This window comes from Bacillus sp. 2175 (assembly GCF_057812155.1).
The window spans coordinates 2,670,382-2,684,817 of record NZ_CM173819.1; the positions used below are offsets into that span (position 1 = coordinate 2,670,382).

A 14,436-nucleotide genomic window follows, 5' to 3' on the forward strand; every position below is an offset into this window, starting at 1 on the left:
ATGGGTTATATTGTAGATATTTCGAAATGGAATGGCGACATTAACTGGGATATCGCAGCACCACAATTAGATTTCGTAATTGCACGTGTGCAAGATGGTTCAAACTATGTAGATCCTTTATATAAAAATTATGTACAAGCAATGAAAGCAAGGAATATTCCGTTTGGTAATTATGCGTTCTGTCGTTTCGTTTCAGTAGAGGATGCACGGATAGAAGCAAGAGACTTTTGGAACCGTGGTGATAAAAATGCAACAGTTTGGGTAGCTGACGTAGAAGTAAGAACAATGAACGATATGAGAGCGGGTGCACAAGCTTTTATTGATGAATTACGCAGATTAGGAGCTAAGAAAGTCGGTTTATATATTGCTCATCATATGTATGCTCCATTTGGAATGGAAAATGTCAATTGTGATTTTGTATGGATTCCTCGTTATGGTGGTAACAAACCGGCGTATCCATGTGATATTTGGCAATACACAGAGACAGGAAATGTGGCTGGTATCGGCAAGTGTGATTTAAATAAGCTGATTGGAAATAAGCCGTTAGCTTGGTTTACAAATCAAATTGTTGAGCCGATAAAAAAACAAGAAGGGGTTGGAATTATAGTGAATAAATATAGCAAAGTAGTTACTTATGAATTTGGTGTAAATTTAATTTCTGACATGATTCAAATGATGGATAAGCTTGGATATACTTCTAAAATAATATCTCGTGGAGATAACCAAGGGCTTGTGTATTTCGAAACAGATTATCGTCAAGGGAACGAACTGGACAAAGCAACTGCTTGGTTAGATATGAAAGGAATTAAATATTTTTATACAAAAGAGTAGTTTGCAAAAATAAGAGCCGTCATGTGACGGTTTTTATTTTTATTTAATCTTTTAACTCTACTTATAATATGGAGAAAATAGACTAATAAACAAGCCTTTGTATACTTTCAAACATAGAATATGATGAATTCTATCAAGGAGGAAGCATATTTATGAGAAATACTTGTCATTGTGGACATTTTCAAGATTGTAATAAATTTTGGGATGATTTAATGTTTGGGAGATGTAGATGTAAGCGCAATGATTTTCACGAGTGTTGTTGCAAAGAGAAACCGAAGTGTGAGTGTGAAAAATGTCATTGTAAAACAAAAGCGAAATGCCATTGTAGGCATGAAGAGGAAGGGTATTAATAATAAAAAAGAGTACGATTGGTCATCTCCCTGTCAAGTAGACAGAAATAAAAAGAGTATTATGCCACGGCCTTTTCCCGATATTCTATCGGGGAAAGGCCGTGAAGTTTTTCTTGGAATCTTTCTGTATTATAAAATTGAATATATTCTTGAATTGCTCGGTAGGCCATTTCATATGTTTTTGGGCACACTAAATACAACTTCTCTGTTTTTAAATGTGAGAAGAATGATTCGATACACGCATTATCAAAACAGTTTCCACGTCTAGAATGACTACCGACAAATCCTAATTTCTCTAACTGTTTTGCGTAGGATTTAGATGTATATTGAAACCCTTGATCTGAATGGAAAAGGGGCTTAGTAGTTAATGACTTCCCTTCTAATTGACGTAATGTAGTTAAAACCAAATCTAAATCATTTCTTGAAGATAGCTTCCAGGCAACAATTTCATTGTTGTATAAATCTAACACAGCCGACAAATAGGCAAATTGTTCTCCGATTCGTACATAAGTAATATCTGTTACGAATTTTTGATTTTGCTTTTCAGCTTGAAACTCTCGATTCAAATGATTTTTAAATACCACAGATGTTTTTCTTCCATAAAACGGACGTTTTTTTCGAATGATAGATTGAATACCCAGCTCTCTCATAAGACGACGAACACGTTTATGATTCATTACCATTCCTTCTCGAGCCAAAGCACGAGTCATACGTTTATACCCATAGTAAGGGTGCTGACGATGAATAGATAAAATATGTTCTTTATGCCACATATCCCTTTTCTGACGTAAACGCTGCACGTTATGATATTTCCGCCATTTATAGTAGCCAGCCTTAGAAACTTCCGCGATTTGAAGCAACCATCGGAGTGGATAGGCTTGGCGTAATGAATCGATAAGAGAAAATCGTTCTTTCTTTAGGACCATTCCTTCCCGTGTAGATTTGGATTGCGCTTTTTTAAATACTCAACCTGTGCCTTCAAATAAGCATTTTCTTCTTCTAGACTATTAAAATTCTTTCGATTCCAGACACCACGTTGATCATCAAAGGACTCCCCTTGTTGCGCACGTTTTACCCACTCAATAATCTGGGCATCGCTCTTCACACCGAGTTGTTCACGAATTTCTCGCAATGATTTTCTCTCTTCTAATCGAAGACGAACTGCTTCTCGCTTTAGTTCTTCTGTATATTTTTGAAATGATTGTCCTTTTCTTGCCATAAAAAAATCCCCTCCAGATAAAACAGTATTGAGTCCATCATATCAGATGGACTCTTTTTTTACTGTCTACCTATAGGGGATAATACCAGATGCGTACTCTTTTTTTGGGTGATTATATTCCATCTTGAACAGATTTCTTTACAATTACCCATGTGTCTTTCTTTTTAACCGTTATAGCTACATTAGTTCCATTAGATTCCTTATAAAAGATATATCCATTGTTTGAGTTTACATATGTAACTGGTTCACCTATGCAATCTCGCGAGCAGGATTTGTTGACTAGTTCAATTAAGGATAGTTCACTTGGATCGGTTTTACTGGCTTCTATAACAGCATCAAGGCTTGTTTTTCGATAACCTTGCAAGTTTATATGAAAAAGCTGCTCTATTTCTCCTGTAATGCTAGTGTTCATTACTTCTACTGAATTCTTTTTTTCTTGAAGAAAGCCGTTTTCATAAAGTAATTTTGTATAGCCAATCCATGCTATTAACACTAGCATGAAAAACATACCCGTCATTTTAAGTATTCGAAGTCGTTTGCTTATAATTGTTTCTGAGTATTTCATTCACTCTAATCCTCCAATGTTTTTAATTTAAAATATGCTTGGATACATACTTTTAGAAGAGGATGAAAGTTAATGAGTTTTTAATAAAAAAGAAAACATCCAGGGTTTAAAATGTACCCTATAGAATAGACACTTGAAAAAAGTCTATTCTATAGGGTATTTCTTGTATAATAAAAGGAAAATTGGGATCGGAGAATGTTGAAAATGACAAAAAAACTATTTACAGAAAGAGAAATTCAAATTCTATCAAATAACCTATACGTAAAATCTGTAAGTCAGAAAGGTATCACTTATACAGAGGAATTTAAGCATATTTTTATTGAGGAAAATGAAAAAGGAAAGCTACCTCGAAATATTTTTGAAGAATGTGGTTTTGATATAGATATGATTGGAATGAAACGAGTTATGTCATCGGGAAGTAGATGGCGTGCTGCTTATAGAAAAAATGGTGTATTGGGTTTAAGGGATACACGTATCGAAAGCGCTGGAAGAACTCTTGAGAGAGAGCTTACGTTAGAAGAAAAGTATGCCCGTTTAGAAGCCGAACGAAACTTACTAAAGGCGGAAAACGAATTGCTAAAAAAAATCAAACTTATGGAAGGGAGGATGAGAAGGAAATAACACTACCACCTAGTCAGAAATTCATCTTGATTCGTTCTGTCATCATGAAATACAACTTAAGGAATATGGTCAGTCATTTGTGTAAAGTAGCTGGTGTATCCCGTTCGGGATACTATAATTACTTTTCAGTTTCATCTCAAGAACAACGGAAACAAAAGAGTGATCGAGATGAAATCTTGAAGGAAACCATATTAAAAGCACTTCGATTTAGAAATAGAAACAAAGGGGCTCGTCAGATAAAGATGACATTGGCGGGTCAGTTTCAAGTTGTCTACAATTTAAAGCGTATCCGTAGAATTATGAAGAAATACGAGATTATCTGTCCGGTTCGCAAAGCGAATCCTTATAAAAGAATGCTTAAAGCTACAAAAGAACATCGAATAGTACCGAATCAATTAAATCGGGAATTTAAACAAAATACCCCAGGGAAAACACTTCTTACAGATATCACCTATTTAGTTTACGGTAAGAATCAAAGGGCCTATTTATCTACAATTTTAGACGGCTCAACTAATGAAATTTTAGCTTACCATGTTTCAGAACAGATGACATTAGAGCTCGTAACGACAACTCTCCATAAACTAAAAAGGAATCCGCGGATTCGATTGACTGAAGGTGCTTATATTCATTCAGATCAAGGATCCCACTACACAAGCCCTACCTATCAAAAGCTAGTTAAAAAGCTAAACCTAGGACAATCCATGTCAAGAAGAGGAAACTGTTGGGATAACGCCCCACAAGAATCATTTTTTGGTCATCTGAAAGATGAAGCTCATATAAAACCTTGCGTGTCCTTTAATGAATTGAAACAAGAGATTAAGAAATATATGACGTATTATAATCATTATAGATATCAATGGAATTTAAAAAAGATGACTCCTGTTGGATACAGAAATCATCTTCTTGATGTTGCCTAACTTTTTTCAAAATGTCCTTTACAAAGGGTACAGATTAGTTAGATGCTTTCTTTTTTTGGTATTTTTGGCTATCTGTTAGTTACTTGTTTCATAAGTGGTCTTATTTCTTTAACTGGTGGTTTCTTATCATAGGCATCAACGTAAGAAAAGTAGTAGTTTAAGTTTCTTAGAAGACCTTTTCCTATTTTTGCACTTAAGAAAGGAAAGACTTGTCCGGTATAATCATCGAGAGATTTACAGTAATATTTTTCATCTAAATATATACTGTATTTACATGTTAGTTCTACTAAAGGATTCCCTTCATCATCAAATACTTCTTTAGAATCAATAATATCTATTAGTGCAAATTTTTCATTTAAGTAAACTTTCTTTTTTTTCTCGTGTTTATTTGTAAGTATAAAAACGAGACCAATCGCGTTAATCAAACTATTTCCTCCTATAAAAAACGGATATTAATAAAATATATCGATATAAGCTAAATGTAAAGAGGAGAGGTGAAATATCATGGAGAGAAAACTAAATAAGCCGATTGGTGAGAGCTGATAATCAGTGGGGGATGAACAACCCCCTCACTGATTAAAGTTTCACTTTATTGAAATACTTGCGGGAATTGTTTTACGATTGCGTTTGTTATCATGTCAGCCATTTCTAATGCTTCTTTTTCAATTTTATCGTAAAGTTTTACTCCTGCTTCATAATCTTTATTTAGGAAGGCAAGTGCTTCTGCTTTCGTTAGTGCTGAATGTTCATAAAACATTTTTCTAAATTCTTCTTTATCTATATATGGGTTGATCCTGTTAAGGAATTCAATAATTGCGTCACCATTAGCGTACCATTTTTTCTCTATAGCGGCCGCTGCATTTTGATTACCAGCTTTTGCGGCTTTAACAAGATCCGCTGCAATTACTAAGTGATCTTTAATTAATGCACTATATTTTTTCACTGCATCCTCACCGTAAAATGGTTCAAGTGATAGTCCCATATGTGTTGCGTTTTGTAGAAGTCGTCCAACAGTAACATTAACATCTGGTAAATTAAATACTATACTTATAATAGCCAATCTCGTCCAAGCGACGTGTTGTTCCCATAAAGAACGCATATACCCTTTTAAAAAATTCTCATTTTTACTAATTCGGTAGTTCCGTACGGATAAATCATAGTTTACATAAGGGTTATGGTAGGGGGAGTAATACGATTGCCAATAAGAATACATAAATAGTAACACTCCTTTGAACATGTATAACTCAAAGTATGATGAAGATTTATTTTTAGTTACGTGTCCTAGATTATTTTTAGGGAATTTGAAATGGAGAAATTCAATGAATGGTGTTGTGGTATATATGAATAAATTGAATATAAAGTAAAAGAGGGTCTGTAAGGGAAGTTGCAGACCCTCAAAAGGGTATTGCCGAGATGTCGGACTCGACTACGTAATGTTATCATAAAATTCTTTTGAAAAAACCTGGTAAATGTGTCCAAATGAAATTGGGACCTTCATACAGTCAAAGGGACCTGCTTCCCGCGGCAGGCCCCAATAACTAGATAATGTCGATGAGCAAAAAACTCATCTGGAGTACTTTTATAGTAACAAGTAAAATGTGTTTTGTGTATTGAGAAAGAAGAATTGCATAATTATATGTGAACAATTTAAATCCCAACAATTTATGATTATCATTAATTGTTGGGATCTAAATATGGTTATAAAATGGAGAAAAGACTTGGAAGTGAGATCGAGGTACACAGAAGTATGTAATCATGAAAAAGACCTGCTAATATAAGCAGGTCAACTTAAGGGGTTTATCCAACAGATTATTATATATGGTAACAACTGAATTGTAGTAAGTCTATACATTTAATATTGAGAAAAATTCTGTGAATGATATATTTTTTGCACATATATTAACGTCTAAAAAGTTGAGAAAGAAAATTAAAAAGCTTTTTATAAGAGAATAATGGCTGGTACTTATAGTATGATTCATATTTCCACGCATCATTATTAGAGAATTGGAGTTTTTGTGTTTTCGTTTTTGCCTTGATGGAACTCATATTACGATGTTTCATATAGTAACCTCCTGAATTTATATGTATACGATTAGTAGTATTCAAGAAAGGGAAATAAAATGAACATTTAAATTGAAACTCTTTCTTCTTGTGTACTGGATTTACGTTATAAATGTTGTAAAACATATAAAATAATGATGCTAATTCATATTAAATAAGTGAAGAAACATAGAATAATGAAAAAACAATAAGCATCTAATCATCCCTTTCAAGTCGCATAAGTGATTGATATAATAGAAGTAGATGAAAGATAAAGAAAAGCGGGTGACTCTTTTTTGTTTACTAAAGCACAAGAACTTTTAGCGTCCTACTTTGGTTATTCTTCGTTTCGAAGAGGACAAGATGAAACAATTAAAAATGTACTAGATGGGAAAGATACGGTTTGTATTATGCCAACGGGTGGCGGTAAGTCGATTTGTTATCAAATTCCGGCATTAGTATTTGAAGGAACGACGTTGGTTATATCGCCTCTAATATCACTTATGAAGGATCAAGTAGATACATTGGTACAGAATGGCATTTCAGCTACATATATTAATAGTTCTATATCTATTGCAGAAGCAAATCAGCGAATTCAATTAGCGAAACAAGGACATTACAAGTTACTTTATGTGGCGCCTGAGCGTCTTGATTCGATGGAGTTTGTTGATCAACTTATTGATATGAAAATCCCTATGATTGCGATTGATGAAGCACACTGTATTTCACAGTGGGGACATGATTTCCGTCCAAGTTATTTACATATACATCGCATATTAGATTATCTTCCAGAAAAGCCGCTCGTATTAGCATTAACAGCAACAGCAACACCGCAAGTACGTGATGATATTTGTAACACACTTGAAATTAATCAAGAAAATACAATTATGACAACGTTTGAGCGTGAGAACTTATCGTTTTCTGTCATTAAAGGGCAAGATCGAAATGCATATTTGGCGGATTATATTCGTCAAAATCAAAAGGAATCCGGGATTATATATGCAGCTACTAGAAAAGTAGTCGATCAGTTATATGAAGATTTGATGAAGGCAGGTGTTTCTGTATCAAAATATCATGCTGGTATGAGTGATAGTGATCGAAATGAGCAACAAGAACTCTTTTTACGAGATGAAGTAAGTGTAATGGTAGCAACATCTGCATTCGGGATGGGTATTGATAAATCGAATATTCGTTACGTAATTCATTATCAGCTTCCAAAAAATATGGAAAGTTACTATCAAGAAGCAGGACGTGCTGGTCGTGACGGATTAGATAGTACATGTATATTGTTATATTCTTCTCAAGATGTACAAGTACAGCGTTTTTTAATTGATCAATCAACTGGAGAATCACGTTTTTCAAATGAACTTGAAAAATTGCAAAATATGACCGATTACTGTCATACAGAACAATGTTTACAATCATTCATTTTGCAATACTTTGGAGAAGAACCGAAAGAAGATTGTGGACGCTGTGGTAATTGTACAGACAATCGCGAGAGCATCGATGTGACAAGAGAATCACAAATGGTTTTATCATGCATGATTAGAACGAACCAACGCTTTGGAAAGCAAATGATAGCGCAAGTATTAACTGGGTCGAAGAATAAGAAAGTTATTGAATTTAATTTTCATACTTTACCAACGTATGGGCTTTTATCGAACCGTAGTGTAAAAGAGGTCAGTGAGTTTATTGAGTTTTTAATTTCAGACGAGTTAATTGCAGTTGAACATGGCACTTATCCGACGTTAAAAGTAACTGAAAAAGGGAAAGAAGTATTACTTGGTAAAGAGAATGTTTTACGAAAAGAACGAGTAGAGACAAGACAAATTGTTCAAGACCATCCTTTATTTGAAGTGCTTCGTGAAGTACGTAAAGAAATTGCACAAGGAGAAGGTGTACCTCCGTTCGTTATTTTCTCTGACCAAACATTAAAAGATATGTGTGTGAAAATGCCGCAAAATGATTCTGAATTGTTGACGGTAAAAGGTATCGGAGAACACAAACTTGTGAAATATGGCTCGCACTTCTTACAAGCAGTTCAGCATTTTATTGAGGAAAATCCAAATTATGCTGAAACGATTAAGACAGAAGTAGTTTCAGAGCGTAAAAAGTCAGGAAAAGCATCCGCAAATTCTCATTTAGAAACATATGAAATGTATAAACAAGGTATTGATTTGAATGAGATTGCAAAAGAACGTAACTTATCAAGACAAACAATTGAAAACCATTTAATTCGCTGCTATGAGGATGGAATGGAAGTAGATTGGCAAAGCTTTGTTCCAGCAGAGTATGAATCTCTTATTGAAACTGCCGTTCAAAATGCAGAGGGTGGGCTGAAATCTATTAAAGAACAGCTTCCGAATGAAGTGAGTTACTTTATGATTCGTGCTTATTTACAAATAAGAAAGTAGAGACATATAAAGGGGATAAGAATTTATGTATCATGTGTTCGTTTATGGCACATTAAGAAGAGGACAAACGAATGCTCATTATATGCAAGGTGCAACATGCATCGCAGACAGAGCTTGGACATATGGAAAATTATTTGATACGAATGAAGGATATCCGGCCATGACTTATTCGATTGAAGAACAGGTGTATGGAGAAGTTTATGTAGTAAATGATAAGATATTGTGTAAGTTAGATGAACTAGAAGAATATACAGGTAATGCGGAGACTGATTTATATGATCGAATCACGCAAACAGTATATGTTGCTGATAGGGAAATTGAGGCATATGTGTATATCGCTCAGAATAAAAAGATGTTAAAGAAAGTGATAGACTCTGGTGACTGGCTTATGTATCAAAAAATATAATAAGGTAGTTTTAAAAATTGGAAAGCAGATAATGACGAATTCATTATCTGCTTTTTATTGTGTGAATAATTGTCGTTCTCTTTTTATTCTTATAGTTCTTAGTACGATTCCAATTCCGAGAAATAAAACAGTAGCAGCGACCCCGCTAGTAGGATTTAACCAAAAATCACTACTGTTTGTAAGAGTAATAATCCCTGTTATTGTAACTAAAACAGTAGGAACAGCATCCTCGATTGCATGCATGATAACACATGGCCAGACTGATTTTGTAAGTCTATATATTTCAACATACATAATTGACCAACAAAGCATAAGGATACAGCCAGATAGAAGCATATTTAATCTTGAGATAGATTCAAAATATTCATTTGAAGAGCCTCCTTTACTTTTATTTATCCTATTATTTGTGGGCAGTAAAACGCCCATTGATTAAAGTCTTTAATTTTTACAATATTTGTTAATGGATAAATTAAATAGGAGACAAATAGAAAGTAGTATCTTTTGTATGCATCACTATACTATATGTGTATTTGTGTGATTTTGATGTTGCATATTCTTTTTAAATTAGAAAGATGAAAAGTAAGTTTTTTCGGAAAATTTAAACGGAAACTATTGACTTTATGATTGGGTTTTTAATACAATGATACTTCGACTGAAAAATTAGAACGGACAGGAGGGAATCGTCGAAATGAGCAACATATTTGAAGATGAGTTACAAAAAATGAAGGATACTTTACATACGATGGATGAGCAATTGGATAAGCTTGAAAAAACCCCGGTTTATTATGGAGAAGATTTTAAAGAGCAAATTCTTGAAAGTATGAGGGAGTCTAATAGACAAAACTTACGTATTGGTGTGCAAGAGCCGTACTTTGGAAGGTTAGATTTTCAGGAAGATGGAAAAGAAGAAGTTATGCCGATTTATATCGGAAAAGTAGGGGTTTCGGATATGGACACGATGAAGCCAATCATTATTGATTGGCGGGCGCCTGTCGCCAGTATGTTTTATTCATTTACCGGTGGAGAAGAATTAGCATTTTATCAATCACCAGATGGGTTAGTAGAAGGTGATGTGTATTTAAAACGAAACATTTCCATTCGAAAAAGAGAACTTGAACGTGTTGTTGATACATATGTAAAAGGAAATGAAGATGTATCGCATGCCGATGATTTTCTTCTATATCGATTAGGTGAGAATAAAGATAATAAGCTAAAGGATATTGTTTCAACGATTCAATCGGAACAAAATGATATTATTCGAGCGGAAAGAAATTTACCATTACTTATTCAAGGGGTTGCAGGGAGCGGAAAGACAACAATTGCTTTACATCGCCTTGCTTTTTTAATTTATGAATATCGTGAACAACTAGAAGCAGAAAGAATGATCGTATTTGCGCCGAATAGTCTGTTTTTAGACTACATTTCGAGTGTACTTCCTGAATTAGGTGTAGGGAATATTAGTCAAACAACGTTTCTGGATTGGGCATTACGTACGTTAGATGATTCAGTGAAACTAAAGCAGACAGAAGAAAAATTGAAAGAAGCATTTTCAATTAATCGTGATGAAAAGAAGATAATGCTAGGTAAATTAAAGGGTACGTTGGAATTTAAGACGTTTATTGAAGAGAGAATGATCCAATTTGAAAATGAGTTAGTTCCGACAAAAGATTTTGAGGCGTGGGATAGAGCGATTATTCCAGTAGAAGATATTAAAAAATGGATGCAAGTTGAATATAAACATTATCCTTTACAGAAAAGAAGAGAACGATTAGTAGGACGAATGAAGCGCTGGATTGAAATTGAACTTAAAAAATTCGGGGAAACAAACGAGAAAAAATTACTTAAAAAAGAAGCGACTAAGAGACTGAACGCATATATGAAGTTTTGGCCGAAAATGAGTGCTCTTTCACTGTATAGTTCAATAGTAAAAAGTAAAGAAATACTCGAGGTATTACCTGAAGAACTTGTTAAAGAAACAGAAAAGAGTTGTCGTAAAAAAGAAGTGTATGTAGAAGATTTACCAGCTTTAATATACATACATCATCGTATAACAGGGATTGAAATCGGGCAGAAGTTTCATCACGTTGTTATTGATGAAGCGCAAGATTTTTCGCCTTTCCAAGTTTATGTATTAAAAGAAATTACATTAGGTAATTCTTTCACTATATTAGGTGATTTATCGCAAGCGATTTATGATTACCAAGGAATTGAAGATTGGAATGCTTTTAAGGAAGTATTCCAAGAAACCGGTTATTATGAATTGACAAGAAGTTATCGTTCTACAAAAGAAATTATTGAATTTGCAAATGAAATAATTAAAAATGCAGAAATCCCAGTAGGACTCGCAACACCAGTCTTCCGCAGTGGGGAAGATGTGAAAGTAATTCATGCGGAAAATCAATTTACTGAAATTGTGAAGACGGTAAAACATTTGCAAAATGCAGATGTGAAAACAATTGCGGTAATCGGAAGAACAGAAGATGAATGCCGTGATATATATGTGGAATTAACAAATGCAGGATTAACGGTAAACGTAATTGAAGCAAACCAAAGTAAATATGAAGGTGGTATATCAGTAGTACCTGTCTATTTAGCGAAAGGTTTAGAATTTGATGCGGTGCTTTTAATTGATGTGGATGAAGAACATTACAAAGACACAAAACATGATGCAAAGTTACTATATGTTGGATGTACGAGATCACTTCATGACCTATGGATTTTCCATAGTGGGGAAGCGTCACCTTTAATTAAAGGATTAAAATAAAGTGAAACTATAATCAGTGGGGAGTTTTACTGCAAGCTAATGTGAGATAAATATAAAAAGAGGGTTTCTATTACTGTCTACTTAACAGGGAGATGACTATGAAGACCCTCTTTTTATATTGAAATTAATGTTCAATTTTAAACGAATAAAGCCATTAATATTAAATCTTGATAGCTACCATCCAATTTTACACCCTTTGCTTTTCTACCCTCTTCAAAGAAGCCTAGATTCTTATATAATTGGATTGCACCTAGATTATCTTCCATTACCTCAAGACAAACTTTTTCAATCTTACTGTTATTTTTAGCCCAATTGATTAACGTTTCTAGAAGAGCTCTTCCAATACCATAATTTCGATATTCGGGTAGTATGGTCATCGCAAAAGCCCCTTGATGACTAATTTTTTCTTTGTTTCCGTTCTTAAAATCTATTGCACCGACTAACTTACCATCAACTTCAGCAATAAACTGTACATAATTTGGATTTTCATGATAAGCTTTTAACGTTTTTTGAATAGCATCGATACGCACCTTTTTTACATCCTCAACCGTACTTAGCATGTATGGAGCGTTTATTAAAGCTTTTGAAGCAGAATCTAGTATTCTTTCTGCATCCCGTTCTTTAGCTTCTCTAATTATTATTGTTTTTCCATCCTTAGATTTATAAGTAAAAACATTAGTTGATAAGATACTACACACACCCTTTCGGAATATAATTAGTTGAATTTTTTAACTATCATGCAATTATTAAGTAAGAAAAAGTCGTATCACCTTTTTCTGCAATCGCTCTACTTCAACTTAATGACGATTATTTCAAATATTTTTAATTTTTACAAGGATTTATTCCGTTATATAGCCCGATTGTTGAATAACATGACTGGCGTTTTTTAAACAACTTTATTATCTCTGTACACGATGAATTAACGACTTGAGCTGTTGTGTAAATAATATACAATGACCTTTTCTAATTCCTTAGTTTGTTCTTTTTCCCGTACACGAACGGCATCTACTGGAATTTGTGTATGTTTTAACCAATCTAGAATAAGGTGTAGTTGTTCTTGTATTTGCCCAATGTTTTGCTCCTTTATGTTCTTATTCTGAATTCTATCAATTAATTGAAGCATATAGGGAAGTTTTTCTATACATTCACTTAAATCTCCGCAATAACCTGAAGGGAATTCATGTGTACCAAATTCTAAAGTATTGATGTAATTAGAAACTAGGTATATCATGGCTTCTTGTTCGGTATCACCACCTAATTCAATCGCTTTTCGAAGGGATTTTTCTAAATCGTCTTCTTTATTGCTAGAGTCCATATAAATTCCTATCCATCTAAAAGGTCTTGAATCAAATGGGTTGTTTTCTGTCCATCTATATAGAATGTCAATTAGAAAACTATTTAGTGAGAAAGTTAAGACCTCATCTTTTTCGTTTAATACATCTAAAATAGTAAACAGCGAAATGGCAAACTCTTCTTGATCTTTTGATTCCCATTTCTTTGCATTTGTAATAAATGTCTCTAAATGTTTAAAAGCTAATTTTCGAAGTCCCGCTTCGCGATGCTGACAGTAACAAATAAAATCATGCCAATGCTCAGTTGTATTCATATGTATAATAATAGTTTGTAATGCAGTGAGAGGTTTATCCATTATAAGTCCCCAATCTATTAAGCACGTGTTGAAAATTTAGTGTTATTATATCATTACATAAATTAAAGTGGGAAGAATTTAAGGTGGATTTTATTGGTCACGGGATCCAATCGATTGGTAATGTAGCGGTTCTAACAGGAGTCATTATTGACTTTGAAGATGAAACGTAAAAAAGTTATTATGTTTATCTGAATATTGAGGGAATACAAGAATTTTATTTATTTAATTTTCAGAAAAAATAGACTAAAACATTAATAAATGGTATAATTTCCTTGTTATTGGAATTAAAATGAAAATATTAGAAGAAAAAGGATAGGGTTGGTTTTAATGGGGGATTCTGATCACAAAGAAACAAAGGCAATATTAAAGTTATGGTTTATTTATATACCACTTGCATTTGGAGAATTTGTCTTTTCGAATATCATAGGTTATTTAAAAAAATAAAGATTTTGTATTTGAAAAACAATTAACCTAATTTAATTGTTTTTTTATTTTTCTCTAATAAACCAAACAAAAATAAAGATTTTGAACAAGATGAAGTTTATGAAGGAAATAACGTTGATTAGGTGCTGAAAACGGGAATTATTCAAGCATGGTAATTCACCGTTTTTATAGCTTCCTATAGTGAGATGTTATGTTCACATCATATGTATACGATATT

Annotated in this window: 12 protein-coding genes and 1 pseudogene; 5 read left to right on the forward strand and 8 right to left on the reverse strand. The window is 33.5% G+C overall.

Features of this window, described 5'->3' with window-relative positions; translation table 11 throughout:
* Positions 1-831, forward strand: a complete 831-nt coding sequence (locus tag ACXKY9_RS13955; protein ID WP_000540614.1) for a GH25 family lysozyme — start codon at positions 1-3, stop codon at positions 829-831.
* 409 nt (positions 832-1,240) lie between these two features.
* Here the strand turns inward: ACXKY9_RS13955 and ACXKY9_RS13960 are convergent.
* Both ACXKY9_RS13960 and ACXKY9_RS13965 read right to left on the reverse strand, forming a co-directional pair.
* A protein-coding gene (locus ACXKY9_RS13960) for an IS3-like element ISBth8 family transposase (protein ID WP_087874946.1) occupies positions 1,241-2,400 on the reverse strand; the annotation gives its coding sequence in 2 pieces (ribosomal slippage) (positions 1,241-2,142 and positions 2,142-2,400; 1,161 coding nt in all).
* Between the two features lie 112 nt (positions 2,401-2,512).
* Positions 2,513-2,965, reverse strand: coding sequence for a hypothetical protein (locus ACXKY9_RS13965; protein WP_000877572.1), 453 nt, complete (start codon positions 2,963-2,965; stop codon positions 2,513-2,515).
* 195 nt (positions 2,966-3,160) lie between these two features.
* On the opposite strand from ACXKY9_RS13965, the gene ACXKY9_RS13970 reads away from it, so the two are divergent.
* A protein-coding gene (locus ACXKY9_RS13970; RefSeq protein WP_087970913.1) for an IS3 family transposase occupies positions 3,161-4,503 on the forward strand; the annotation gives its coding sequence in 2 pieces (ribosomal slippage) (positions 3,161-3,542 and positions 3,542-4,503; 1,344 coding nt in all).
* Positions 4,504-4,571: 68 nt separating this feature from the next.
* On the opposite strand, the gene ACXKY9_RS13975 is transcribed toward ACXKY9_RS13970, so the two are convergent.
* The 3 genes from ACXKY9_RS13975 to ACXKY9_RS13985 all read right to left on the reverse strand — a co-directional run bounded on the left by ACXKY9_RS13975 (position 4,572) and on the right by ACXKY9_RS13985 (position 6,564).
* The gene (locus ACXKY9_RS13975) at positions 4,572-4,928 is read right to left on the reverse strand and encodes a hypothetical protein (RefSeq protein ID WP_000606231.1); all 357 of its coding nucleotides are present in this window, start codon (positions 4,926-4,928) and stop codon (positions 4,572-4,574) included.
* A gap of 164 nt (positions 4,929-5,092) precedes the next feature.
* Positions 5,093-5,716, reverse strand: coding sequence for a hypothetical protein (locus ACXKY9_RS13980; protein ID WP_000287726.1), 624 nt, complete (start codon positions 5,714-5,716; stop codon positions 5,093-5,095).
* A gap of 686 nt (positions 5,717-6,402) precedes the next feature.
* Positions 6,403-6,564 carry a hypothetical protein gene (locus ACXKY9_RS13985; protein ID WP_000682739.1) on the reverse strand — a complete coding sequence of 54 codons (162 nt, stop codon included), beginning with the start codon at positions 6,562-6,564 and terminating at the stop codon, positions 6,403-6,405.
* A 275-nt stretch (positions 6,565-6,839) separates the two neighbouring features.
* On the opposite strand from ACXKY9_RS13985, the gene recQ reads away from it, so the two are divergent.
* Together recQ and ACXKY9_RS13995 are read left to right on the forward strand one after the other, a co-directional pair.
* Positions 6,840-8,957: a DNA helicase RecQ gene (gene recQ, locus ACXKY9_RS13990; RefSeq protein ID WP_000494270.1), complete on the forward strand. Its 2,118-nt coding sequence runs from the start codon at positions 6,840-6,842 to the stop codon at positions 8,955-8,957.
* 25 nt (positions 8,958-8,982) lie between these two features.
* A complete protein-coding gene (locus ACXKY9_RS13995) occupies positions 8,983-9,363 on the forward strand; it encodes a gamma-glutamylcyclotransferase family protein (protein WP_000274916.1) in 381 nt (126 codons plus the stop codon).
* Positions 9,364-9,417: 54 nt separating this feature from the next.
* Here ACXKY9_RS13995 and ACXKY9_RS14000 read toward each other — a convergent pair.
* A pseudogene (locus ACXKY9_RS14000) lies at positions 9,418-9,732 on the reverse strand (CPBP family intramembrane glutamate endopeptidase); the annotation flags it as partial.
* Between the two features lie 319 nt (positions 9,733-10,051).
* Here ACXKY9_RS14000 and ACXKY9_RS14005 point away from each other — a divergent pair.
* The gene (locus ACXKY9_RS14005; RefSeq protein ID WP_000065177.1) at positions 10,052-12,127 is read left to right on the forward strand and encodes a HelD family protein; all 2,076 of its coding nucleotides are present in this window, start codon (positions 10,052-10,054) and stop codon (positions 12,125-12,127) included.
* A gap of 137 nt (positions 12,128-12,264) precedes the next feature.
* Here the strand turns inward: ACXKY9_RS14005 and ACXKY9_RS14010 are convergent, their stop codons facing one another.
* Positions 12,265-12,825, reverse strand: coding sequence for a GNAT family N-acetyltransferase (locus tag ACXKY9_RS14010; protein WP_000337114.1), 561 nt, complete (start codon positions 12,823-12,825; stop codon positions 12,265-12,267).
* A gap of 221 nt (positions 12,826-13,046) precedes the next feature.
* Complete coding sequence (locus tag ACXKY9_RS14015; protein ID WP_000360495.1) at positions 13,047-13,775, reverse strand: hypothetical protein; 729 nt, start codon at positions 13,773-13,775, stop codon at positions 13,047-13,049.
* Between the last annotated feature and the right edge of the window lie 661 nt (positions 13,776-14,436).